Origin of the sequence: Tersicoccus mangrovi, assembly GCF_036881825.1 — a bacterium.
Taxonomy (GTDB): Bacteria; Actinomycetota; Actinomycetes; order Actinomycetales; family Micrococcaceae; genus Tersicoccus; species Tersicoccus mangrovi.
The window spans coordinates 140,195-163,816 of the sequence record NZ_JBAJMW010000001.1 but is presented as its reverse complement, the minus strand read 5'-3'; the positions used below and the strand labels follow the sequence as shown (position 1 = coordinate 163,816).

Annotated in this window: 22 protein-coding genes; 12 read left to right on the top strand and 10 right to left on the bottom strand. The window is 72.0% G+C overall.

Annotated features, from left to right (window positions below; genetic code table 11):
* Nucleotides 1–194: 194 nt before the first annotated feature.
* The 3 genes from V6N00_RS00780 to V6N00_RS00770 all read right to left on the bottom strand — a co-directional run bounded on the left by V6N00_RS00780 (nucleotide 195) and on the right by V6N00_RS00770 (nucleotide 3,592).
* Nucleotides 195–842, bottom strand: a complete 648-nt coding sequence (locus V6N00_RS00780; protein ID WP_334230187.1) for a methylated-DNA--[protein]-cysteine S-methyltransferase — start codon at nucleotides 840–842, stop codon at nucleotides 195–197.
* Nucleotides 839–1,390 carry an RNA polymerase sigma factor gene (locus V6N00_RS00775; protein WP_334230186.1) on the bottom strand — a complete coding sequence of 184 codons (552 nt, stop codon included), beginning with the start codon at nucleotides 1,388–1,390 and terminating at the stop codon, nucleotides 839–841. The genes V6N00_RS00780 and V6N00_RS00775 overlap by 4 nt, the downstream gene beginning before the upstream one ends.
* Nucleotides 1,391–2,089: 699 nt before the next feature.
* A complete protein-coding gene (locus V6N00_RS00770; protein WP_334230185.1) occupies nucleotides 2,090–3,592 on the bottom strand; it encodes a carboxylesterase/lipase family protein in 1,503 nt (500 codons plus the stop codon).
* Nucleotides 3,593–3,669: 77 nt separating this feature from the next.
* On the opposite strand from V6N00_RS00770, the gene V6N00_RS00765 reads away from it, so the two are divergent.
* Together V6N00_RS00765 and V6N00_RS00760 are read left to right on the top strand one after the other, a co-directional pair.
* On the top strand, nucleotides 3,670–4,275 hold the full coding sequence (locus V6N00_RS00765) for a TetR/AcrR family transcriptional regulator (protein ID WP_334230184.1): 606 nt from the start codon (nucleotides 3,670–3,672) through the stop codon (nucleotides 4,273–4,275).
* 118 nt (nucleotides 4,276–4,393) lie between these two features.
* Entirely contained in the window at nucleotides 4,394–5,179 is a 786-nt protein-coding gene (locus V6N00_RS00760; protein ID WP_334230183.1) for an alpha/beta fold hydrolase, read from the top strand.
* A gap of 316 nt (nucleotides 5,180–5,495) precedes the next feature.
* On the opposite strand, the gene V6N00_RS00755 is transcribed toward V6N00_RS00760, so the two are convergent.
* The 3 genes from V6N00_RS00755 to V6N00_RS00745 form a co-directional block, all read right to left on the bottom strand.
* On the bottom strand, nucleotides 5,496–6,314 hold the full coding sequence (locus tag V6N00_RS00755; protein ID WP_334230182.1) for a nitroreductase family protein: 819 nt from the start codon (nucleotides 6,312–6,314) through the stop codon (nucleotides 5,496–5,498).
* Between the two features lie 4 nt (nucleotides 6,315–6,318).
* Nucleotides 6,319–6,648, bottom strand: a complete 330-nt coding sequence (locus V6N00_RS00750) for a hypothetical protein (protein WP_334230181.1) — start codon at nucleotides 6,646–6,648, stop codon at nucleotides 6,319–6,321.
* A 152-nt stretch (nucleotides 6,649–6,800) separates the two neighbouring features.
* The gene (locus tag V6N00_RS00745; RefSeq protein ID WP_334230180.1) at nucleotides 6,801–8,261 is read right to left on the bottom strand and encodes a lipase maturation factor family protein; all 1,461 of its coding nucleotides are present in this window, start codon (nucleotides 8,259–8,261) and stop codon (nucleotides 6,801–6,803) included.
* Between the two features lie 42 nt (nucleotides 8,262–8,303).
* Between V6N00_RS00745 and V6N00_RS00740 the strand changes: the two genes are divergently transcribed.
* The 3 genes from V6N00_RS00740 to V6N00_RS00730 all read left to right on the top strand — a co-directional run bounded on the left by V6N00_RS00740 (nucleotide 8,304) and on the right by V6N00_RS00730 (nucleotide 13,340).
* Nucleotides 8,304–9,719, top strand: coding sequence for a phytoene desaturase family protein (locus V6N00_RS00740; RefSeq protein WP_334230179.1), 1,416 nt, complete (start codon nucleotides 8,304–8,306; stop codon nucleotides 9,717–9,719).
* Nucleotides 9,720–9,905: 186 nt separating this feature from the next.
* Entirely contained in the window at nucleotides 9,906–10,931 is a 1,026-nt protein-coding gene (locus V6N00_RS00735) for an LLM class flavin-dependent oxidoreductase (RefSeq protein WP_334230178.1), read from the top strand.
* Between the two features lie 330 nt (nucleotides 10,932–11,261).
* Entirely contained in the window at nucleotides 11,262–13,340 is a 2,079-nt protein-coding gene (locus tag V6N00_RS00730; RefSeq protein ID WP_334230177.1) for an NAD(+) synthase, read from the top strand.
* 20 nt (nucleotides 13,341–13,360) lie between these two features.
* Here V6N00_RS00730 and V6N00_RS00725 read toward each other — a convergent pair whose 3' ends face one another.
* Nucleotides 13,361–14,026, bottom strand: coding sequence for an alpha-ketoglutarate-dependent dioxygenase AlkB family protein (locus V6N00_RS00725; RefSeq protein WP_334230176.1), 666 nt, complete (start codon nucleotides 14,024–14,026; stop codon nucleotides 13,361–13,363).
* 189 nt (nucleotides 14,027–14,215) lie between these two features.
* On the opposite strand from V6N00_RS00725, the gene V6N00_RS00720 reads away from it, so the two are divergent.
* The 3 genes from V6N00_RS00720 to V6N00_RS00710 all read left to right on the top strand — a co-directional run bounded on the left by V6N00_RS00720 (nucleotide 14,216) and on the right by V6N00_RS00710 (nucleotide 16,839).
* Nucleotides 14,216–14,398 (top strand): hypothetical protein, encoded by a 183-nt coding sequence (locus V6N00_RS00720; protein WP_334230175.1) that lies wholly within the window; start codon nucleotides 14,216–14,218, stop codon nucleotides 14,396–14,398.
* Entirely contained in the window at nucleotides 14,398–15,372 is a 975-nt protein-coding gene (locus V6N00_RS00715) for a CHAD domain-containing protein (RefSeq protein WP_334230174.1), read from the top strand. Before V6N00_RS00720 ends, V6N00_RS00715 begins: the two co-directional genes overlap by 1 nt.
* Before the next feature lie 90 nt (nucleotides 15,373–15,462).
* On the top strand, nucleotides 15,463–16,839 hold the full coding sequence (locus tag V6N00_RS00710; RefSeq protein ID WP_334230173.1) for a glucose-6-phosphate dehydrogenase: 1,377 nt from the start codon (nucleotides 15,463–15,465) through the stop codon (nucleotides 16,837–16,839).
* Between the two features lie 41 nt (nucleotides 16,840–16,880).
* Here the strand turns inward: V6N00_RS00710 and V6N00_RS00705 are convergent, their stop codons facing one another.
* Both V6N00_RS00705 and V6N00_RS00700 read right to left on the bottom strand, forming a co-directional pair.
* The gene (locus tag V6N00_RS00705) at nucleotides 16,881–18,032 is read right to left on the bottom strand and encodes a phosphatase domain-containing protein (RefSeq protein WP_334230172.1); all 1,152 of its coding nucleotides are present in this window, start codon (nucleotides 18,030–18,032) and stop codon (nucleotides 16,881–16,883) included.
* Nucleotides 18,033–18,037: 5 nt separating this feature from the next.
* Entirely contained in the window at nucleotides 18,038–19,003 is a 966-nt protein-coding gene (locus tag V6N00_RS00700) for a magnesium and cobalt transport protein CorA (protein ID WP_334230720.1), read from the bottom strand.
* 115 nt (nucleotides 19,004–19,118) lie between these two features.
* On the opposite strand from V6N00_RS00700, the gene V6N00_RS00695 reads away from it, so the two are divergent.
* Nucleotides 19,119–20,126, top strand: a complete 1,008-nt coding sequence (locus tag V6N00_RS00695) for an N-acetylglucosamine kinase (RefSeq protein ID WP_334230171.1) — start codon at nucleotides 19,119–19,121, stop codon at nucleotides 20,124–20,126.
* A gap of 162 nt (nucleotides 20,127–20,288) precedes the next feature.
* Nucleotides 20,289–20,672 carry a PRC-barrel domain-containing protein gene (locus V6N00_RS00690; protein ID WP_334230170.1) on the top strand — a complete coding sequence of 128 codons (384 nt, stop codon included), beginning with the start codon at nucleotides 20,289–20,291 and terminating at the stop codon, nucleotides 20,670–20,672.
* Nucleotides 20,673–20,788: 116 nt separating this feature from the next.
* Here V6N00_RS00690 and V6N00_RS00685 read toward each other — a convergent pair whose 3' ends face one another.
* Nucleotides 20,789–21,241, bottom strand: coding sequence for an Lrp/AsnC family transcriptional regulator (locus V6N00_RS00685; protein ID WP_334230169.1), 453 nt, complete (start codon nucleotides 21,239–21,241; stop codon nucleotides 20,789–20,791).
* A gap of 122 nt (nucleotides 21,242–21,363) precedes the next feature.
* Between V6N00_RS00685 and V6N00_RS00680 the strand changes: the two genes are divergently transcribed.
* Nucleotides 21,364–22,848 carry a DUF6421 family protein gene (locus tag V6N00_RS00680; RefSeq protein ID WP_416384999.1) on the top strand — a complete coding sequence of 495 codons (1,485 nt, stop codon included), beginning with the start codon at nucleotides 21,364–21,366 and terminating at the stop codon, nucleotides 22,846–22,848.
* Nucleotides 22,849–22,941: 93 nt separating this feature from the next.
* Entirely contained in the window at nucleotides 22,942–23,604 is a 663-nt protein-coding gene (locus tag V6N00_RS00675; RefSeq protein ID WP_334230718.1) for an SDR family NAD(P)-dependent oxidoreductase, read from the top strand.
* Nucleotides 23,605–23,622: the final 18 nt, after the last annotated feature.

Below are 23,622 nucleotides of genomic sequence, written 5' to 3'. Positions count from 1 at the left end.
TCTCGAAGGGCCGGTCTGCCGGGAGACGCGGTGGGGTGACAAGGCCGTGGCGGCCAGCTGTCTGACCCGCGGCGATGCAGCCGTCTCACTCTAGTCGAGCGCACGCCATCAGGGTCTTCGGTAGGAGGGAACGGTACGGATTGCCGTCGCCGGTCCGTCCCCGCGGGGTGACGCCGGTCCGGCGCAGTGTCCCTTCAGGCTGCCGACTCGAGGGCCAGCAGGGTCCGCTTCGCGTCGAGGCCGCCGATGTAGCCGCCCAGGCTCCCGTCGGAGCGCAGCACGCGGTGACAGGGCACGACGACGGGCAGGGGGTTGGTCGCGCACGCCGTACCGACCGCGCGCACGGCCGCGGGATTGCCGACGGCGGCGGCCACCTGGGCGTAGGAGGCGGTGCTCCCGAACCCGATCGCGGGCAGGTGCTCCTGGACGAGGCGGCGGAACCCGGCGGACAGGCGGAGGTCCAGTGGCAGGTCGAAGACGTGGCGCCGCCCGGCGAAGTACTCGTCGACCTCCCGGGCGGCAGCGTCGAGCCGGCCGGGGGAGCGCAGAATCCGCGGTCCGACCCGGTCGGCGAGGGTCTGCAGCACCGCGTCGTGACCCTCGACCGCGAACGCCACGCGGACCAGGCCGGCGCCGGTCGCGGCGAGCAGCAGCGGGCCGACCGGGCTGTCGACGGTGCGATAGGCGACGTCGAGGTCGGCGGCCGAGGCGGCCTCGAGGCGGGCGTGCAGGGCCGCGAGGTGCGCGGCGGCGGGAGTCGTCACTTCAGTGAGCGCGCGGGTCGTGGCGGTGTCGTCGGTGTCGGTGGTGTCGTCGTGATCGGTGGTGGTGGGCGTGGTCATCGGATTCGTCCTCCTCGGGCGGAGACCGGGACGGTGTCAGGGGAGTCGTCGGCAGCGTTGTCAGGGCGCAAGCGGCGACGCAGCGCGGCCAGCCCGTCGGCGGCGGCGCGGCGGGCGGCGGCCTCGGTGCCGCCGAGCAGCGCGGCGACCTCCCGATAGGGAAGCCCGCCGAGGTGGTGGTAGGCCACGCAGGCCCGCTGTCTGTCGGGCAGTGCCGCCAGCGCTGCCCAGAGGTCGGGCTCGGCGGCGTCGGGGAGGCCGAGCAGGGAGGGCCCGTCGGGAAGGTCGCCCGACATCGGATCCATCGCGACCGCGCCACGGTTGCGCGCCCGGACGACGTCGATCGCCTTGCGGTGCGCGATCGTCACGAGCCAGGCCTGCACGTTGGCGTCGACGGGCAGCTCCGGCCACGCGCGCAGGGCCGCGAGGAAGGTCTCGGCCCACGCGTCGTCGGCGTCGGTGTGCGGGCCGAGCACGGCACGGCACACCCGCAGCACGGTAGCGCCGTGTGCGGTCACGACGGTCTCGAAGGCTGGTCTGGTCTCCATCACCGGGTAGACGCCTCCGAGCGCCGGTTCGTGAGGTGTTCCTCCGGTGGAACGATGTGGGTTCTCCATCGAGGGGTCGTCGGCGGAAGTCGGGCGTCAGCCGAGGTCGAGGATCTGCTGGCGCCGGGCAGCGATGGTCTGGTCAGCGGTCGAGACGTCGGAGGGCCCGGTGATCACGGGCTCAGTGTCGCAGAAGACTCGCCGGCAGCGTGCCCGTCATCGATCAGGTCTGTCGTGAACCTCCGATCCGACCGGCTGCGTGGGCGGGTCGTGAAGTGGGAGTGTGCCCGTTGGACGTTCGTCTATCGGACGGATGACAAAATCGTCGTCACGGTGCTCAGAGGGCTGAGCCTGGCGCCTGCCACCGACCATTGTCACTCGAGCACCGGTACGCCTGTCGACCTCGACGCGGACTGTTTCAGCGTTGGTCGCAGGCCCGGCAGCGGCGGACTCCGAGCTGTCGCGGACGGATCGGCGGGTCCGCTGATCGGGACCACAGCGGTGTTGCGTTTTGCCCGATGATGACGCTTGATTCGGAGGCGGCGAGCACGCGAGTGGCGGTCGTCTCCGGCGGTGGAGTCGGGATCGAGGGTGACCCGGCCGTGAAGGCGCCTGTCCGCAATCAGGGCGTCGAGCGCCTTGGGGTTGGTTCTCACGACGGTGTTCAGTGCGGCTTACCCACGGGTGTGAGTTCTCGGACTACGGGGCGATCGCGCGAGCGCGGTCGGGGAGGTAGTCGGCGGCGGGTAGGCGCTGCTCGCGGACCGCCCGGCCGGTGGTGAGCTGGTAAACGGTGGGGTCCGCAGCGGTGAAGGCGGTCCAGGGCAGCTGTCCGGAGCGGATGAAGTCGAGCCAGATGCGGTGCGTGTGGTCGGCAAGGGCCTGCGGCGGGTTGTTCCCCGCCATGCCGCGGGGCCCGGACACCGTGGGCAGCGTGTCGAAGACGAAGCCGAGATCGAGGCCGTGAGCAGAGCCGAGCCGACCGCCGGCAGCGGTCGAGCGCCAGTCGAACTCGTACACGTGAGCGGATCCCTGGTGGGCCAGCGCGTACTGGCGGGCGGGATACCGGAAGGACAGGTCGGTCAGTGCTCGAGTCATTGTGCGGCCGCCTCGTTCTCCGGGGTAGGTCTTAGCGTAGGCATTGAAGAGTTCGGACGCCTGAGGGGCCATGCGTGACAGCAGCCATCGGGCGGCGGGGCGTGGCAACGATTCCAATCGGGTGGGCCCGAACCAGAACCGCGCTTCCTCCGCTGTCGTGCCGATCAGTAGGTCGATGTCCGCTGCCGCGCCGTCGCGCAGTGCGTCGAGCGGGTGCCGCGGCAGGACGTCATCACCCCAGACGGGATTGATGACGCCGAGCCCGAAGGAAGGATCGTACCCGTGGGCATCCTTGAGCTCGACACGGCCGGGACGGCTCACCCTCGTCAGCGCAGCCACGGTCGCTTCGGGTGTCGCGGACAGGAAGCCGGACCGCGTCGGGTCGATCTTGAGCGTCTGCGCCATGCGGGTGACGGTGCGTCGGGCGATATCGATCGGGTAGACGGCGGAGCCGTGCCCGCTCTGGATCGTCGCACGGTGGAAGAGGCCGGCGGCGAGTGGGCTGGTGAGGAGGCAGGCGACGGCGATTCCGCCGCCGGACTCACCGCCGACGGTCACGTTGTCGGGGTCGCCGCCGAAGGCCTCGATGTTGTCGCGCACCCAGCGCAAACCGGCGAGCATGTCGCGGAGACCAAGGTTCGTGGGAGCTCCCGAGATGGGCAGAAAACCCTCGGCGCCGAGTCGATAGTTCAGGTTGACTGCGACGACGCCGTCGCGGGCGAAGTTCGCGCCGGAGTAGACGGCGGCGTCCTTGGTGCCGATGACGAGGCCGCCCCCGTGGATGTAGAGGAATACCGGCAGCTTCGTGGCCCCGACCGGCGCCCACACGTTGGCGGTCAGGTAGTCGCCGCCGCGCCGCCAGGTCGCGTCGGTGACCGCGACCATGTCCATGCCGAAGGCTCGCTCGCTGCCCCTCTGCGGCGCGCTCGGGCCGGGCTCAATCGCCCGGCGGACGCCCTCCCAGGACCGCACGGGGGCGGGCACGGCGTATCGGCGGCCGCCGGTAGGCGGGGCTGCGTACGGCACGCCGAGGTAAGTGTCAATACCACCGTCGCGGCGTCCGACCAGTCGTCCAGCGGCTGTTGCGAGCTCGATCTCGGCCATCTCTGGACCCCTTTCCCTCACGATGGCACTACTCTGGCACACTGTGCCAGATTGGTCTAGAGTGCCAATCCAGTACCATGAACGGCATGGGCGGTGAGTCGGTCGTGGAGTCGGTGTCGGCTCAGGTGCGGTCAGCGGTGCGTGAGCGCGTGCGAGCGACTGCGATCGATCTGATGCTGGAGGACGGTTTCGCGCGGACGACCGTTGAGCGGATCGTCGCTGCGACAGGTCTTCCCCGTCGTTCGTTCTACCGATACTTCGGTTCGCGCGAGGACTTGGTCCTGGGCAGCACCGAGGAGCAGGTCGCCGTCCTGGTTGCAGCGCTCCGCAGCCGGCCGGCTGACGAGGATCCGTGGCGTGCTCTCCAGCAGGCCGCAGAAGCGCTACCGGATGCCGGGCACGCCCCGGAGCGGTCCCTGCAGGTCGCGAGGCTCGTGGAAGCCGCAGGCGAACTACGGGCGCGTCAGCTCGAGAAGCATGTCGCCTGGCGTGGCGCCTTGGCTCCGGTTCTCGTGGAGCGGTCGCTGTCAGATGCGGTCCCGTTGGATCTGTTGAGCGCGCACGCGCTGGTTGCTGCGGCCCTCAGCTGCCTTGACGTTGCGGCTGAGCAGTGGATGGCCGATGGTGGGGTCGGGCGCCTGTCGGATTACTACGACCGTGCTGTGCGAGCCGTGAGGCGGTGACTCCGTCGGCTCGGCGCCGCCGTCACCGGCACCTCCTCGCCGCCAGCGGCCTGCACACCGCCCTCGCCGTCTGCTTCTGAACCCACCCGTCCACCGTCAACAGCGAAGGAACATGACGATGAGCACGACCACCACGCTCCACGTCGACGGCCTCGGCGCCGTCCCCCTCACGTACACCCGGTACGGAGACGGCACGCACAAGCCGGTCCTGCTGCTGCACGGTGGTGGCGGCCCCGGAACGGTCAACCCCTGGGGCGAGAAGATCGCCGCCGAGCTGCCCGCGGAGGTGGTCGCGCCGGTCCACCCGGGCTTCGACTTCACCGAGCGCCCCGAGGTTGTCGACTCCATCGCGGCGGTCGCGAGGGTCGAGGCCGCGCTGCTCGACGAGCTCAACCTCACCGGCGTCACCGTCGTCGGCAACTCCATCGGCGGCTGGGTCGCGATCGAGCTTGCCCTGCTCGCCTCCCCTAGGGTGACCCGGCTGATCCTGGTCGACTCGGTCGGGATCGAGGTCGACGGGCACCCGATCCCCGACTTCTTCGAGATGAGCCCGGCCGACCTCGCCGCCGCCACCTTCGCCGACCCCGCCACCCACGGGATCGACTTCTCGACCCTGCCCGAGCCGGTCAGACGGCGGATGGCATCCAACCGCGCCTCGCTCGACCTCTACGCCGGCCGCACCATGGCCGACCCCGGACTCAAGGCGCGGCTCGACGGGATCACCGTGCCGACCCTGGTGGTCTGGGGGGAGGCCGACGGAATGGGTGACCTCGACTACGGCCGCGCCCTCGCCGCAACTATCCCCGACGCCCGCTTCCAGGTCATCGAGCACGCCGGCCATCTGCCCCAGGTCGAGCAGCCCGCCGCACTCACCGCCCTCGTGGCCGGCGCACTGACCGATTGACCCCCTCACGGAGGAGATCGACCCAGTGACGGCCTTCTCCCTCGTCCCATCGATCCCGCACCACCCGACCGAGGACCCTTGTGAACATCACCGTCGTGAGCGGCACGGGCTACGCGGCGCCCACATCGTTCACCCCTCACCGCCGCAGGACACCGCGTCATGACGCGCCGCAGGCGGCAGACCGCTGCCACCGAGCTGGGCCAGACGGTACTGGACCGCGACCCAGTCACCTACGGCGACGAGGGGCCGCGGTCCCGGTGGCCGAACTGGCCGAGCCCACCAGCTCACCACCGGGGACGCGTTCGCTCCCCGGGTGTTACTCCCGCCGCGCGCCCGGGCGCACGTCGTCGTCCCAGCCCTCCTGCGGCGTCGCGCACGTCTCCCGGAACACGAACTGCGAGGGGCGCTTGCGCTCGCTGCTGGACCAGTCGATGGCCGGGCGGTGCTTCTTCTCCGGCAGGTAACCGAGCCGGTAGACGGCCATCAGCTCGAGGTCGTCGGGCACGGCCAGCATCTCGACGATCCGCTTCCAGTTCTCCGGGGCCTCCATGGGGAAGGAGACGAACTGGATGCCCATCCCGAGCTCCACCGTCGTCAGCCACAGGTTCTCCATCGCCGCGCCCATGCTGAACACGGAGTAGAAGCCCGAGAGCTCGCCGGGGCGATACTCGCCGCGCTCGAGCATGACGCCGACGAGCAGGGGGGAGCCGGCCACCAGTTTCCGGTTCTCCTCGCCGAGGGTCTGCGGCACCCGCAGCCTGTTCATCAGGCTCTGCCCCGACGGGGTGAACGCCCGCGACGTGAACGGGCGCAGCAGGGCCGGCATCCTGTCGAAGAGCATGCCGCTGCGGGTCGCGTCCATCTCCTTCTGGCTGAACCGGAAGTACTTCTTGTACCGGTCGAAGAAGGTGCCCTCGCTCATCACCCGCGTCATGCTCTGCCCGCTGATCGAGGCGACCGTCTCGATCGTGTCCCGGTCCTCGATCAGCACGAACCGCCACGGCTGGCTGTTGAACTGCGACGGCGCGGACGCGGCGGCCCGGATCAGCAGCTGCTGGTGCTCGGGGCTGACCGGGTCCGGCCGGAACGGGCCATTCGTCGTCCGGCGGTTGAACACCGCGTCCAGAAACTCCAAGGGTTCACCTCCAGGCCAGCGCGAGGCCGGCCACGTAGCAGGGGGCCGCGGCGAGGGCGTCGCGGGTGTGACGGGGGAGCGGGCGGGCGCCGTGGCGCTGCAGCAGGAACAGCGGGACGGCGGCCGGCGCGAGGGCGATCGCGGCGGGAGAGCGGGTGGCACCGGCGACGACGGTCGCGGCCGCCGTCGTCATGCTCGTGACGATGTAGAGGCCGTGGTGCACCCAGCGCACGTTCGAGGTGTCGACCCAGCGGGCGGCGACCGAGATACCGAGGCCGCAGTTGGCGGCGTACGCCGCAGCAGCGGCGGTCACCAGCGTGCGGGACAGGGTCACGGTTGCCTCCTGGAGATGCCGGCGGCCGCGGGCACCGGGCGGGCCGAGCGACGATCGATCTCATCGTGCCACACGGTGCTGGTGGGCACACGGGTGGCCGCTGACGGCGACGGGGCGGTATCGATGCACGTCAGCAGCGGTTTGGTGCCGGCTCAGCGCCGGTGGCCGGCCGTGCGTGCCGACAGCGAGACCGGCGGCAGGAACGTCGACTGCTCGGTGCGGACCCACCAGTCGCCGGTCGCGCGCCGTTCGGCACGGCTCGTGAACCGGTAGCGGAACAGGCGCGCCCGCACGTACCGGGGCGGCCCGTCGGGGAACGGGTTGTGCCGCAGCAGCCGCAGCGTGGCGCGGTCCCCGGCGAGCAGTCGGGTGACGAACGCGGTGAACCACGGCTCGGCGTAGCCGGGGGAGAGAGCCGCGAACCACATCAGCCAGTCCAGCCGCAGGTGATAGGGCGCGAACTGGGGCGGCCGGCGGTGCACGTCGCCGGGCTTGCCCTTGAACCCGTACTCGAGCCAGACGGTCTCCGGGCCGGGGTGCGGGTCTGTCGTGCCCTCGACCACCACCTCCCAGCGGATCTTCGTCACCGAGCCGAAGGCGCCATAGGTGTTGACCAGGTGCAGCCGGTCGAACGAGGCGTTCATGGCCTGCCGCTGCGAGACGAGGTTCTTCGCCGGCGCCCACGAGAGGACGAGCACCAGCAGCGCCACCGCGGTGACGAGCACGGCCCACCAGAGCGGCGTCGACGTTGTGGGCAGGAGCACGTTCTCCAGGCGCTGGAGCCCGAACACCGTCCGCCAGAATCCGTCCGGCAGCACCGAGAGGCCGAGCACGATGGCCATCCAGTTCAGCCACGAGAAGTTGCCGCTGATCACGAGCCAGAGCTGGGTGACGATCATGCAGCCGGCGGCGATCCCGGCCACCGGCTGCGGCAGGAACAGGGCGAACGGCACGATCAGCTGCGTGATGTGGTTGCCGGCCACCTCGACCTTGTGCAGCGGCGCGGGCAGGTGGTGGAAGTACCAGCTGAACGGGCCCGGCATGGGCTGCGTCTCGTGGTGGTAGTTCAGGCACGTCAGGTCCCGCCAGCAGGTGTCGCCGCGGATCTTGATCATCCCGGCGCCGAACTCGAGCCGGAACAGTACCCAGCGCAGGGCGATCAGCATGAGGAACGGCGGGGCGGTGGCGTTGTCGCCGAGGAAGATCGCGAGGAACCCGACCTCGAGCAGAAGCGACTCCCAGCCGAACGAGTACCAGGTCTGCCCGACGTTGACGATCGACTGGTAGAGCGCCCACAGCACGAGCCAGACCGCCATCGTGGCCGGCAGCGGCAGGATCTCGGTGATCCCGACGAGGGTAAGGGTGGACAGCACGGCGCCGACGACGACGAGGGTGGCGAAGAACCGGTCCGTGTAGTGCCAGTGGAAGATGCTCGGCGCGCGGGAGAAGGGGACGCGGGCGACGAACCGGGGGATGGGCAGCATGCCGTCCGTCCCGAGCAGCGCCCGGAACTGATTGACGGCGACGAGGAAGGCCACGAGGTACACGGCGGCCAGTGCCCGCAGGAACAGCAGCCGCGCGAACCAGTAGTCGTCCGCGGAGAACCACTCCACCTCTCCAGCCTACGTCGGGGGCATGTGTGGTGGGATGGGGACATGACCACGGCCACCGTTGTCGGCAGCGGCCCCAACGGGCTGGCCGCCGCGGTCACGCTCGCCCGGGCGGGCGTGGACGTGACCGTGCTCGAGGCGGCCGACACCGTCGGCGGCGGTACCCGCACCAGCGAGCTGACCGTGCCGGGCGTGCTGCACGACCACTGCTCCGCGTTCCACCCGATGGGCCTGGCCGCGCCGTTCTTCCACGACGTCGACCTGATCGACCACGGCGTGACCTGGCGCTGGGCGCCGCTGGACCTGGCGCATCCGCTCGACGACGGCACCGCCGGCGTGCTGGAGCGCTCGATCGAGGCGACGTGCGCCCGGATGGGGGCGGACGGGGCCGCCTGGCGCCGCGTCTTCGGCCCGCTCGCCGAGCACGTCGACGCCATCCTCGGCGAGGTGATGCAGCCGATGCTGCACGTGCCACGCCACCCCGTCGCCCTCGCCCGCTTCGGAGCGCGCGCGGCACTGCCGGCCACCGCCCTTGCCCGGCTCTTCTCCACGCCGCAGGCCCGTGCCCTCTTCACCGGCGCGGCGGCCCACCTGATCCACCCGTTGACCCGGCCGACGACGGCCGCCGTCGGGCTCACCCTGATCGCCGCGGGGCACCGGGTCGGCTGGCCGGTGGCCGAGGGCGGGTCGACGGCCATCAGCGCCGCCCTCGTGCGGATCCTCGAGGCGCACGGCGGCCGCGTGGAGACCGGCGTGACCGTCCGTTCGCTGGCCCAGCTGCCCCCGACCGACCTGACCCTGCTCGACCTCGCGCCCGACGTCGCGGCCCGCGTGGCCGGGGAAGCGCTGCCGCCCCGCGTCCGCCGGGCGTGGGAGCGATTCCGTCGCGCGCCGGCGGCCTGGAAGCTCGACCTCGCCGTCGAGGGCGGCATGCCCTGGACCAACCCGGACGCGCGTCGTGCGGGGACGGTGCACGTGGGCGGGACGATGGCCGAGGTCGTCGCCGCGGAGCAGGACGCGTACGACGGGCGGATGCCCGAGCGGCCCTTCGTCCTCGTCGGCCAGCAGTACCTCGCAGACCCGACCCGCTCGAACGGCAACGTGCACCCCGTGTGGGCGTACGCGCACGTGCCCTACGGGTACACCGCGGACGCGACCGACGCGGTGCTCGCCCAGCTGGAAAGGTTCGCGCCGGGGACCCGGGAACGGATCGTGGGGACGGCGGTCACGACGCCCGCCGACTGGGAGCGATACAACGCCAACTTCGTGGGCGGCGATGTCATCACGGGGGCCAACTCGATGCTCCAGCTGCTCGCCCGGCCGCGGCCGGCCCTGGATCCCTACGTCACCGGGATCGACGGCGTGTGGCTGTGCTCGGCGGCGACCCCGCCCGGCGGCGGCGTGCACGGCATGTGCGGGTACAACGCGGCCACCCGGGCGCTCGCGTCGCTGCGGGGCTGATCGGCGTCTTCGTCCGGACCTCTCCCAGACGTGGCGCCGTCGTTACTCACCTCGAGAATTCACTGTCGGGGCTCATCCGGCTCCATGAGCCCCGACAGTGAATTCTCGACGGAGTGCGGCGGCACCGCCGCGGAGCGAACGCCCCTCGCGGCGGGCACGGGACCACGTGCCTGCGAGGATGACACCGTGACGCTGCAGCTCGGACTGAACACCTTCGGCGACGTGCAGACCGGGCCGGACGGTGAGCCGCTGCCGCACGCCGTCGTGTTGCGGAACGTGCTCGCCGAGGCCGAGCTGGCCGACCGGCTGGGGCTGGACTACATCGCCGTCGGCGAGCACCACCGCGCCGACTACGCCATCTCCGCCCCCGAGGTGGTGCTGGCCGCGATCGCCGGGCGGACCGAGCGGATCCGGCTCGGCTCCGCCGTCACCGTCCTCTCCAGCGACGACCCGGTGCGCGTGCACCAGCGGTTCGCGACCCTCGACGCGCTCTCGTCGGGACGGGCGGAGACGGTGCTCGGCCGGGGCTCGTTCATCGAGTCGTTCCCGCTGTTCGGGTACCACCTCGAGGACTACGAGCAGCTGTTCGAGGAGAAGCTGAACCTGCTGACGAAGATCCGGGAGGGCGGCGCGGTCAGCTGGTCCGGCCGCACGCGGGCCCCGCTGAGCGGGCAACACGTGTACCCGGAGGTCGAGCACGGGCCGCTGCCGACGTGGGTGGGTGTGGGAGGGAGCCCCGAGTCGGTCGTCCGTGCCGCCCGGTACGGCCTGGCCGTGGAGTTCGCCATCATCGGCGGCCGGCCCGCCGCCTTCGCGCCGCTGCGGGACCTGTTCCGGCGAGCGCTCGCCGAATTCGGCCAACCCGCCGACACGCCGGTCTCGGCGCACTGCCCGGGCTACATCGCCGAGACGGACGAGCAGGCGCGCGAGGAGTACTGGCCGCACTGGAGCGCGCACAACGCCGTCATCGGGCGGGAGCGCGGGTGGCCCCCGGCGTCGCGGGCCAACTTCGACGCGCAGTGCGCCGACGGCGGGGCGCTGTTCGTCGGCAGCCCGGAGACGGTGGCGCGGCGGATCCGGAAGGCCGCGGCGGACCTCGACCTCGTCCGGTTCGACCTGAAGTACAGCATGGGCACCCTGCCGCACGAACAGCTGATGCGCTGCATCGAGCTCTACGCCACGGATGTCGCGCCGCGGGTCCGGACGGCGTAGTGCGCGACGGCGGTCCACGGAACTCGGGCTCGCCCTCGAGACATCGACGCCGGCTGTCCACTCGGCGCTGATGATTCGTCGGGTGGGCGGTTGATGCGTTCGGCGGCGCTGACGGTGACATCATCGGTCCACTCGGCGCTGCTGATTCGTCGGGTGGGCGGTTGATGCGTTCGGCGGCGCTGTCGGCGGCATCATCGGTCCACTCGGCGGGGCATTCCTCGGCGTCACGACGGTGGTGCCGCAGCGGCCACGGTCGACCTGCCCCTCCCGCCCGTTGGCTAGGCTGGCAGCACCGCCGTCGTCCGCCCGCCGTCACCGTCAGGAGCCTTCGTGACCTTCGCCTCCGCCTACCACCAGGGGTTCACCCGGGTGGCCGCCTGCACCCTGCCGGTGACGATCGCCGACCCGGCCGCGAACGCCGCCAGGGTGCTCGCCGAGGCGGAACGGTTCAGCGACGACGGCGTCGCGGTGGCGATCTTCCCCGAACTCGGACTCACCGGCTACGCGATCGACGATCTCCTGCTGCAGTCCACCGTGCTCGACGACGCGCAGGCCGCGCTGGCCACCATCCTCGAGCGCAGCGCGGACCTGATGACCGTGCTCGTCGTCGGCCTGCCGTTGGCCTGGCGCAACCGGATCTACAACGTCGCCGCCGTCGTGCACCGCGGCCGGCTGCTCGGGGTGGCGCCGAAGTCGTACCTGCCGACCTACCGCGAGTTCTACGAACGGCGGCACTTCGCCCCGGGCGACGACGTCCGCGGTGAGATCACCGTCGCCGGCCAGACGGCGCCGTTCGGCCCCGACCTGCTCTTCCAGGCCGTGGACGTGCCGAACCTGACCCTGCACGTCGAGATCTGCGAGGACATGTGGGTACCGGTGCCGCCGGGTGCGGAGGCCGCACTCGCGGGAGCCACCGTCAACGCGAACCTCTCCGGCTCGCCCATCACGGTGGCCCGCGCCGAGGACCGCAAGCTGCTCGCTCGGTCCGCCTCGTTCCGCTACCTCTCGGCCTACATCTACGCGGCCGCCGGCGACGGCGAGTCCACCACCGACCTGTCCTGGGACGGGCAGACCTTCGTCTACGAGAACGGTGACCTGCTCGGCGAGACCGAGCGGTTCCCCGACGGCCCGCGCACCACCGTCGTCGACGTCGACCTCGACCGGCTCGCGGGGGAGCGGCGCCGGCAGGGCACGTTCGACGACAACCGCCGGACGCTCGCGGACCGAGCAGGATCAGCCCACACCCGGGGCCGCGGCGACATCGCCTCCACCCACCGCACCGTCGACTTCACGCTCGACCCGCCGCGCACCGACATCGGGCTCAAGCGACCGCTCGACCGCTTCCCGTTCGTGCCCGACGACGAGACCCGGCTCGCGCAGGACTGCTACGAGGCGTACAGCATCCAGGTGGCCGGCCTGGAGCAGCGGCTGCGGGCGATCGGCCCGACGACGAAGCCGGTCATCGGCGTCTCCGGCGGCCTCGACTCGACGCACGCCCTGATCGTGTGTGCCCGCGCCATGGACCGGCTCGGCCGGCCGCGCAGCGACATCCTGGCCTTCACGATGCCCGGCTTCGGCACGAGCGCGGCCACCCGGTCCAACGCCGAGCTGCTGTCCGAGGCGCTCGGAGTGACGTTCGAGACCATCGACATCCGGCCGACCGCGCGGCAGATGCTCCAGGAGATGGGCCACCCCGCCGGCGAGGGCGAGGAGGTCTACGACGTCACCTTCGAGAACGTGCAGGCGGGGCTGCGGTACGACTACCTGTTCCGGCTGGCCAACCAGCGCGGCGGCATCGTCGTCGGCACGGGCGACCTCTCCGAGCTGGCGCTGGGTTGGTGCACGTACGGCGCCGGGGATCAGATGTCCCACTACGCCGTCAACACGGGTGTGCCCAAGACCCTGATGCAGCACCTGATCCGCTGGGTCGTCTCCTCGGGCCGGGTCGACCAGCACACCGGCGACGTGCTGACGGCGATCCTCGGCACGGAGATCAGCCCCGAGCTGATCCCGACGAAGGACGGCGAGAAGCCGCAGAGCACCGAGGCGTCCATCGGGCCCTACGCCCTGCACGACTTCGCGCTCTACTACCTGATGCGCCGGGGCTACCGGCCGGGCAAGATCGCCTTCCTCGCCCACCACGCCTGGGCCGATGCCGACGCCGGTGAGTGGCCCGCGGGCTACCCCGAGGACGAGCGCCGCAGCTACGACCTCGCCGAGATCCGGCATTGGCTCGAGGTTTTCCTGCGCCGCTTCTCCGTGTACCAGTTCAAGCGGTCCGCGCTGCCGAACGGCCCGAAGGTCCTCGCCGGCGGCTCGCTGTCCCCGCGCGGGGACTGGCGGATGCCGTCGGACCTGTCGCCGAAGGCCTGGCTGGCGGCGCTGGACCGCGAGGTGCCGAAGGCCTGACGACGGCGCGCGCGACGGCGTCAGCCCAGCCCGGTCTCCCGGAGCGTGATGTTGATCCGGCCGCGATCGAGCCCGCAGTCCGACGGCGCCGTGCCCGGGAACACCCGCATGACGCCGTGATAGGCCAGCCGCGCCGGCCCGCCGAAGACGAACAGGTCGCCCGAGCGAAGCTCGAGGTCCTCGTACGGCCTGGTGCGGGTCTCGGTGTTGCCGAAGCGGAACCGGCAGGGGTCGCCCAGGGAGAGGGAGACGACGGGGGCGCGGGAGCGCTCGTCCCGGTCCTGGTGCATGCCCATCGTCGCGTCGTCGTCGTAGAAGTTCGCCAGCGCGGTGTCCGGCGTGTACTCCGACCCGGCACCGGGCCCGAGCGCCGCGTCGAGGGCGGAACGGCCGAGCCGCACCATCCAGTCCGGTACGTCGAGCACGCGGTTGCCGTTCACGTCGACGGCCTCCCGCGTGTACTGGTAGGGCCGCCAGTGCCAGCCCAGGCACACGGTGCGCACGCTCATCGGATGGCCGCGGATGACCGACGAGTGCAGCGGCACCGGCCCGGCCGTCCACTCCCGGAACCGGTCGACGAGCCACCGCTGCTGGTGCGCCGACAGCCACCCGGGCACGTGCACCGCTCCCGGCGCCAGTTCCCGAGGTGCCCGCGGCACCAGCTCGTCGCCGAACAACTCGTCCACGGCGGTCACGCTACCGCCGGACGGCGCGGGGCGGACGACGCGGCCCACCGGCTGAGCCCGTCCGGCCCGGTCAAGGTGTGCCGTCCGGAGCGTCGAGCCGCTCGCCTGCGGCATCATGGTGACCACCGCACGTCACGCCCGGCCGACCGGGGCATTCCGGGCAGCGGCTCCGCGGGAGAGGACCAGCGCATGACGACCACCGCCCCCGGGCCACAGCAGACAGCACCGGAGACCGGGCCGCAGCAGACAGCACCGGAGACCGGGCCGGACACCACGCCGGAGACCGCGCCGCTGCGCGTCGTCCTGTTCGGCCACGGGTCCATCGGCTCCGCGCTCGCCGGCCTCGCCCGGCCGACCGGCAGGTTCGCCTGATGGCGGCCGCAGCCCTCGGCGACGTGCTCGCCGCCGTCGTCGACGAGCAGGTGGCCGCCCTGGCGGCCCACGAGCAGGGTGCGCGCGAGGACGCCCCGGACGCGGTGCACCAGTACCGGGTGACGCTGCGGCGGCTCCGCTCGGTGCTGGGCGCCTTCTCCGCCGAGCTCGAACCCGCGGCCGCTGCCGCGGGGCTGGACCTGCCGACCCTCACCGGCCGGCTGCGGGACGCCGCCCGCGCCTTCGGACTGGCGCGCGACGCCGAGGTGAATGCCGAGCTGGTGGCCGAGGCACTCGGCCGGGGCGCGCTTCCCGCCGCCGACGACGCGGACGAGGCCGGCCGGCTCCTCACCGAGGCCGCCGTCGCCGCCTACCAGGACCACCGCATCAGCGCGATCGCCCTGCTCGACGGCTACGGCCCGGAGACCCTGGGGGCCGTGCTCGCCGCCGTCGCCGCGGCGGCGAGAGAGGCCGCCGGAGGCGCCGAAGGAGACGCCGCAGGAGAGGCGGCGCGGGAGCCGACCCGAGCCCTGGCCGGAGACGCCGACGCCGCCTTCGCCGGCACCATCGACGAGCAGGCCGCCCGCGTGCTCACGCTGGCACGGAAGGCGAAGCGCGCCGCTCCGGGTGACGCCGTGACGGCCCTGCACGAGGTGCGCAAGAAGGCCAAGCGCCTGCGGTACACGATCGAGGAGCTGACGGCGCACGACGTCGCCGTGCCGCCGGGCCGGCAGGACGTCGTCGACGCGGCGCACCGCATCCAGAAGCACCTGGGCACCCACCACGACAGCGTCGGCGTCGCCGACTTCATCCGCAGCACCCTTCACGACCGCCCCGCCACCGGTCGCCGCGCCGTGACCACCGCGGTGGCCTTCGCGGCCGGAACCCTTGCCGGGGCGGAAGCCGCGGTGCAGGAGGCGGCGCTGCGGAAGTACCGGAAGGCGCGCCGCGCCCTGCGCGACGCCCTGACCTGAGCTGGAACCGGGCACCGCATGCGGCGGGGGGCCGCGTGGCGTCCGGCGCGTGCCCGGCCACCGTCCAGTGCGGGCGTCTAGGGTAGGCCCATGGCCCAGAGCATCGACACCCTCGTCATCGTCGGCGTCACCGGCGATCTCTCCTCCCGCCTCCTGCTGCCCGCCCTGGGCCAGCTGCTCACGCGGGAGAAGAAGCGCCGGCTGCGCCTCATCGGCGTCGGCGCCGAGGACTGGGACGATGCGAAGCTGTCCCAGATCCTCAAGACCTCCTTCGAGACCAGCTCGGCCAAGGGCGCCGCTGTCACGGACCTGGTCAAGCACGCCACCTACATGCGCGCGGACGTGACCGACCTCGACGACGTCCAGCGCGTCATCGACGGCATCACGGGGACGCCGGCTATCTACTTCGCGCTGCCTCCGGCCATCACCGCGGCGTGCTGCGCGCTGCTGGAGAAGACGGGCCTGCCCGACGGCACGGTGCTGGCCCTCGAGAAGCCGTTCGGAACCGACGAGAAGAGTGCCCACGCCCTCAACGAGCAGCTCGCGCGCCTCGTCCCCGAGAACCGCATCTTCCGGGTCGACCACTTCCTGGGCAAGTCCACGGTGCTGAACGTGCTGGGCCTGCGGTTCGCCAACCGGGTGTTCGAACCGCTGTGGAACCGCGAGCACATCGAGAAGATCGACATCGTGTTCGACGAGCAACTCGGCCTCGAGGGCCGTGCCCGCTACTACGACCACGCCGGCGCCATGGTCGACATGATCCAGAGCCACCTGCTCCAGACGCTCGCCTTCGTCACCATGGAGCCGCCGGCGAGCCTCGACGAGGACGACCTCCGGACCGCGAAGGCCGCCGCTCTGCGGGCCACGCGCGTCTTCGGTGGCGACCCGGCCGCGTCGTCACGCCGGGCCCGCTACACCGCGGGCAAGATCGGGCGCCGGAGCCTTCCCGCCTACAAGGACGAGGACGGCGTGGACCCCTCGCGCCACACCGAGACGCTCGCCGAGCTCACCGTGGAGGTGAGGAACTGGCGCTGGTCCGGCGTGCCGATGACGCTGCGCTCGGGCAAGGCACTCGCCGACAAGCGCTCCGAGATCGTCATCACCTTCCGGGACGCGCCCGAGATCCCGACGGGTTTCCACGGCAAGCGACCGGCCAACGTGCTGCGCCTCGGGCTGGGGCCGGACCGGATGGACCTCAGCGTCAACGTCAACGGACCGGGCGACCCGCTCGCCCTCGACCCGGCCGTGTTCACGTCCGAATTCGGGGAGGGCCAGCTGCTGGCCTACGGCGAGGTGCTCAGCGGCGTGCTCGACGCCGACCCCCTGCTCTCCATCCGTGGTGACGCGGCGGAGGAATGCTGGCGCATCGTCGACTCCGTGCTGAAGGCGTGGAAGGACGACGTCGTGCCCCTGCAGTCCTATCCGGCCGGGTCGAAGGGCCCGGCCACCTGGGCCCCGCTCGGCTGAGCACCGGCCACTGTCCCTCGGGGCCGCCGTAGCGGCAGGCCTCAGAGCGCGGCGAGGTCCCGCTCGAGCTCGGCCCGTGCGCCCCGCTCCGCCTCGGCGTCGGCGAACCGCACGGCCTCGACGGCGTCCCGCGCGTCGGCGGCCACCGCATCGGCCTGCTCGTCCGAGAGCAGCCCCGCCTGCCGGGCGTGGACGGCGGCACCGACGTGGGTGTTGACGAGCGTGATGCCGAGCCCGGCGAGGCGCTCCCGCTCCGCGTCGGCGGCCGGCAGCACGGCGTGGATGTAGACGGCGCGCAGCGCGTCCGGCCAGGAGTCGACGATCCGCTCCGCCACCTCGACGTCGCCCTGCCCGTTGTCGCCGATGAAGACGATGCCGTAGTCGGGGAAGAGCTGGACGTACTCGCGCACGTTCTCGACCTTCTTCGCGGCCATCGAGCCGTGCGTGAACAGGTTGAGCAGGCTGCCCGAGAGCACCGTGGCCGATCCGATGCCGCGGGCCCGCACCATCCGGTGCGTGCCGGACTCGAACAGGCCGAACGGGTCGGACGGGCGAGCGGTCACGAAGGCGACGTCGCCCATGGGGTTCGGCGTGCTGGCGGGACCGCGGTCCAGCGCATCGTAGAAGGCGACGGCGCCGGGGTAGATCGACCCGCGCGGGTAGAACCGGTCCTTCAGGTTGGCCACGAGCGTGTCGTCGACGTCGGAGAGGATCTTGACGCCGCCGTGGGTGCCCGCGTGCGCTGCGATGTGACGGAGGATCCGGTCGCGGATCACGGGGTCGTCGACGTCGCTGAACACGAGCTTGGCGAGGTCCTGGTGGGTGCCGTCGCCGTCGCAGAGATTGCGGAGCAGCCGCAGGTCGTCCTCGCCGGTCGTCGCCTCGAAGACGCGGACGACGGCCTGCTCGGCGACCGCGGTCGTGGCGCCGGTCTGCAGGGCGGCGAGCACGCGGGCCCGCGCCGGCACGGACAGGTCGGCCAGGCGGTCACGGGTGAGCCGGGTCAGCAGGCGCAGCTGCGCCGTCGTGCCGAGAACGGGGTGGCCGGCGTCGCCGAGCAGGGCGTCGAGGTCCGCGTGGCGCACATAGGCGTCGAGGGCCCGCGCGTCCAGGGTGGACGCAAGGCGCAGGGCGACCTCGGGCCGGGCGCCGCGGTGGGTCCGGCGGGCGAGGGCGCGGATCCGTCTGAGCACGCCGCTCACAGCCACTTGTTGTGCTTGAACACGAGCCACAGCACGACGCCCATGCCGACCATCAGGCCCAGCGCGTAGGGGTAGCCGAACAGCCAGTGCAGTTCGGGCATCGTGTCGAAGTTCATGCCGTAGATGCTGGCCACGAGGGTCGGGGCGAAGAGGATGGCCGCCCACGAGGAGATCCGCTTGACCTGTTCGTTCTGCACCGCGGCCTGCTCGTTCTGCCGGTTCGTGGTCAGCGTCGAGTCCACCTGGAGGATCTCCTGCAGCAGGGTCCGGAACCCGTCGACCTGGCTGTTGACCCGGGCCACGTGGTCGGCGACGTCGCGCACGTTGCGCCGCAGTTCCTTGTGCACGGGGAACTGGTCGAAGCCGGCGCCGATCCGGTCGAGCATGTACACGAGCGGGTGCACGGCCCGCTGGAAGGCGATCACCTCGCGGGAGAGCTCGTAGATGCGGCGGGTGACGGCGGCGTCGCCCGCGAACACCTGGTCCTCGATCTGGTCGATGTCGGTCTGCAGCCCGTCGACGACCGGGCCGTAGTCGTCGACGACCTGGTCGATGATCGCGTACAGGACGGCCATGGGCCCGAGCGCGAGCAGGTCGCCGTCCGCCTCGAGCCGCTGACGCACCGGCGCCATGGGGGAGGCCTCCGTGTGCCGGACGGTGATGACGAAGTCCTTGCCGGTGAAGACGTGCAGCTCGCCGAACTCCACGCGTTCCTCGGCGTCGACGTAGCGGGCGGGCCGCAGCACGGTGAACAGCACGTCGTCGTACAGCTCGACCTTGGGCCGCTGGTGGGCGTTGATGGTGTCCTCGACCGCGAGCGGGTGCAGCCCGAACTCGGAGGAGACCGTGCTCATCTCGCCCTCGGAGGGCCGGTACAGCCCGATCCAGCCCATGCCGCCGTACGCCCGCATGGTCTCGAAGGTCTCCTCGAGGTCCAGCGGCTCGGTGGTGCGCGCTCCCATCACGTAGACGGCGTTGTCGATGATCACCGCCCCATTATGCGGCGGTCGACCGTGGTGGGCGGCTCTGCGCCGTCACGCGCGGGTCCGGTCGGAACGGCTCAGTAGGGTAGGGCCCATGACCCAGACCCCCGGCCGGACCCCGGCCGACCCCGCCGGCGCTAGCGGGCCCGGCCCGACGCAGGCAGGCTCGACGCCCGACCCGGCCCGGCCCGGTTCGACCGTCGTCGGCATGGACATCGGCGGTTCGAAGACCCGTGCCCTGCTCATCCGCGACGGCGTCGTCGTGGACGAGCAGCAGGCCGGCAGCGCCAACACGCAGTCGGTGAGCGAGCAGACTGCGGTCGAGAGCCTGCGCGACCTCTTCGCCGCCCTCGGCGATCCCCGCCCGGACCTGGTGATCGCCGGTTCCGGCGGCATCGACACCGCCGAGGACGCCCAGCGCCTGCGCGACCTGATCGCCCCGCACGCCCCGGGCGCCGAGGTCGTCGCCGTGCACGACACGCGGCTCACCCTCGCGGCGGGGCGCACCAGCACCGGCGTCGCCGTCATCGCCGGCACGGGCTCCGTCGCGTGGGGCCGCAATGACGCGGGCCGCACCGCCCGCGCCGGCGGCTGGGGGTACCTGCTCGGCGACGAGGGCAGTGGTTACTGGCTGGCCCGGGAGGCCGCCCGCGCGACCCTGCACCGGTTCAACCTGGACCAGCCCGTCAGCTCGCTCGGCGCGGGACTGCTCGAGGCGTGCGGGCTCACCGATCCCGAGCAGCTCATCGCCCACTTCCACTTCGGCACCGACCGGCGCTACTGGGCCGCGCGGTCCCCGGTCGTGTACGCGGCCGCCGACGAGGGCGACCGCGACGCCCTGCGCATCATCCAGATCGGCGCCGAGCACCTGGCGGACCTGGCCACCCAGGTGGCGCGCCAGCTGCCGGTGACCGGGCCGATCGTGCTGGGCAGCGGCATCGGGATGCACCAGCCGCGCACCCAGCGGGCTTTCAGGGCGCTCATGGTCGACCGGGGATACGCCGACGTCCGCGTGCTCGACCAGGAACCGGTCCACGGGGTGCTGCAGCTGCTCGCCGACCGGGCAGCCGGCATCGCGCTGGAGAGCTACACGGAGTCCTGACGCCGCCCCGGACCCGGCGCGACCCTGCCGCTCCGCGGCGAGGTGTCCGCCGGACCGGCGTTGCGCCGCCCGTCGCGCTCGGCGACGATGGCAGGACGACGTGGCGGCAGCACCGCCACGAGCAGGCACGACCATGAGCAGAACCCAGCAGAAGGAGCACGCATGAGCCCGGACATCAGGATCGACAGCCTCCTCGGACGCACCGTGCTCGACGACGCGGGGGAGAAGGTCGGCAAGATCGGCCAGGTCTACCTCGACAACGAGAACGGCGCCCCGACCTGGGTCACCGTCAAGACCCGCGGCAAGCAGGCGTTCGTCCCGATCGGCCTCCTCGGCCACACCGACGAGGCCGCCACCGTCCCGTTCAGCGCCGACGTGCTCAAGGACAGCCCCGAGGTCGAGGTGGCCAAGGACCTCAACCGCGGCCGGGAGGAAGTCCTCTACCGGTACTACGGCGTCACCCGAGAGCAGGCGGACCAGAAGGCCTCCGAGGCCGGGCACCGCTACGTCCGTCCCGGTGCGGACGACGGCGACGCCCTGCGCTGACGCCGACGAGCTCCGGCACGGAGCACTGACACGGAGCACTGACACGAGACGCGCCGACGGATGATCCGTCGGCGCGTCCTGTGGACAGCGGTGCCCGTCTCGGGTGTGCGCCGCCCTCAGTCGGTCGCGGCCAGCATCGGCCGGTGCTCGTAGAACGTCTGCAGCACGACGGTGGTCCGGGTGTTCACGGACGCCCGGTGCCGGATCTCGTTGACCAGCGCCTCGAGCTCGCGAGGTGACGCGACCCGGACGAAGAGCATGTAGGCGGCGTCGCCGGCCACCGAGTGGCAGGCCTCGATCGCCGTGAGCGGTTCGAGCAGTTCCGGCGCGTCGTCCGGCTGCCGGGGGTCCAGCGGCGTGATCTCGATGAAGGCCGAGAGCGGCCGGCCGACGGCCTCCGGGTCGAGGAGCGCCCGGTAGCCGACGATCACCCCCGTGCTCTCGAGCTTCTTCAGACGTGCCTGCACCGCGGAGACGGACAGGCCGACGCGGTCGGAGAGCTGGGCGAGCGTGGCGCGGGGGTCGTGGGAGACCTCGGTCGCCAGCCGGATGTCGACGGGGTCGTCCATGGCGGCAGGCTACCAGTGAGCCGCGCGCCGGATTGACACCAAGCCGCCGGAAGCCAAAGATAATCCTGTTGAATGTGATTAGAGCCGGAAAATATACGGCTTCGACGACAGGAGGGTTGATCATGTCCATGTCCGTGCAGGCGACACCGGCCATCATCGGCGAACCCGAGGTCGTCGAGGACGTCGTCGTTCCCGCCGAGATGGAGACCGAGGTGACCGCGGTGGCGAGCACCGACGCGGGCGCGGTCGAGACCAGTGCCGCGTGGCTGCGCCTGAAGGCGGCGGCCACCCGGCTGCAGTCCCGGCAGGCCACGGACGGGTCCGTGCCGGATCCCGCCGACCACCCCGAAGCACGTGCCGAGGTGGACGTGATCGTGGCGGCCGTCGCCGAGCTCGCCCCCGCGTTCCCGCACGACGCGGCCTACCTTCAGGCCCTGCCCCGGGACTTCGCCCGCTGGGCGGACGGCGGCTTCGGCGTGCCGGACTTCCTCGACTCGCTCGTCGCCTTCTCCCCCCAGCGCCACCGCGTCGACGGCGTCCGCCACCTCGTCGTCTTCCCGATGACCACGCAGAACGGCTCGGCCGCCCGGCATGTCGAGGCGCTCGTCGTCGAGACGATCTGGCCCGAGTTCATCGCCGAGCTCGAGGCCGGCGACTACGGCAACCGCCTGTTCCTGTCCCTGCGCCTGGTCGACTTCACGCCCGGCTACGACACGAACTCGGCCGTGCTCTTCCCCGAGACCGTCGCGGTCCGGGAAGTCCCCGAGTTCACGTGGGGCGCCATCTTCCAGGACCGGGAGGCGGCACGGTACCGCCGCGTGGTGGCCGCGGCCGCCACGACGACGAAGCTGCGGCTGTCCGACCACGCCGCGTCGCTGCTGGAGGACCAGGACCTGGCGGAGAAGACCTTCGTCATGTGGGACCTGATCCACGACCGCACCCACATGCGCGGCGACCTGCCGTTCGACCCGTTCATGATCAAGCAGCGGATGCCCTTCTTCCTCTACGCCCTCGAGGAACTGCGCTGCGACCTGACGGCGTTCCGGGAGTCGGTCGCCATCGAGCGCCGGCTCGACGCGCGGGCCGCGGCGGGCGAGACGCTCACGCCGATCGAGGAACAGACCCGCCTGCACGCGGCGCTCGTGCAGGACGCGGTGCTGTTCGACCGCATCTTCCGGTTCGCCATCACCGGCTCCCGCGTCCGCAACTACGACGGCCTGGGCGGACAGCTGCTCTTCGCCTGGCTGCACCGCCGGCACGTGCTCGAGTGGCGCGACGTCGAGCTGAGCGTCGACGCGGACCGGGTCGCCGACGCCGTGGTCGAGCTCGGCGACGCGATCGACACCCTGTACTGGGAGTCCATCGACCGGCCGAAGACCGTGCACTGGCTCAAGGCGTGGGAGCTCGTCGCCTCCGTCGTCACGCCCAACCCCGCCTCGGTCTGGGCGGCCGGGCTGCCGCGCGAGGTGCTCGCCGGTCCGCCGCGCGGCTACACCGACCTCGTGATGGACGACGAGTTCCCCCTCTCCATGTTCTTCGAGGCACTCGAGCGGAAGATGCGGGCGGTCATCGACTCGACCGCCGGCATCCGCGGGACGGCGGCCTGACCGGCGCCCGTGGGGGAGGATGGAACGGTGAGCGAGACGACGGAGCAGCAGCACGAGCCGCCGGCACAGCCCGACCAGGCCGTTTCCCACGGCGTGGCCGGGCGCACCGTCCTGATCGCGGGCGCCACCAGCGCGTCCGGTCACGCCGTGGCTCGCGCCCTGACCGCCGCCGGGGCGCATGTCGTCGCGACGGGCCGTGACTCCGGGAAACTGGCGGCGCTCGCGACCCTCGGTGCGCGCACCGAGACGGTGGACCTGACCGACGAGCGGCAGGTCGACGCGCTCGCCGAACGGCTGCACGCCGACCGTGTGCGTGTCGACGGCCTCCTCAACCTCGTCGGCGGCTGGCGCGGCGGCGGCGGCCTCGCCGGGCAGACCGACGCCGACTACCGCGCCCTGGAGGGCTCCTTGACCGCGCTCCGGTTCGTCAGCCGCGCGTTCGACGCCGACCTGCGCGCCTCGTCCGCGGGCCGGCTCGCCATCGTCTCGTCCACCGCCGTCGCGCGGCCGCTCGCCGGTGGCGCCAACTACGCGGCGGTCAAGGCCGCATCCGAGGCCTGGACCCGCGCGGTCGCGCAGGGCTTCGCGAAGGCCGCGCGGGACGCCGGCCAGGCTCCGGCAGCCGCCGCCGTCATCCTGCGGGTCAAGGCCCTGGCCGGCCTCGAGGACCGCCTCGCGTCCGCCGTGCTCGCCCTGTGGGACGCCGACGCCACGGCCCTGAACGACTCCACCCACGACCTCACCGAGGCCGGGTGACCGGCGCACCGCCGTCGC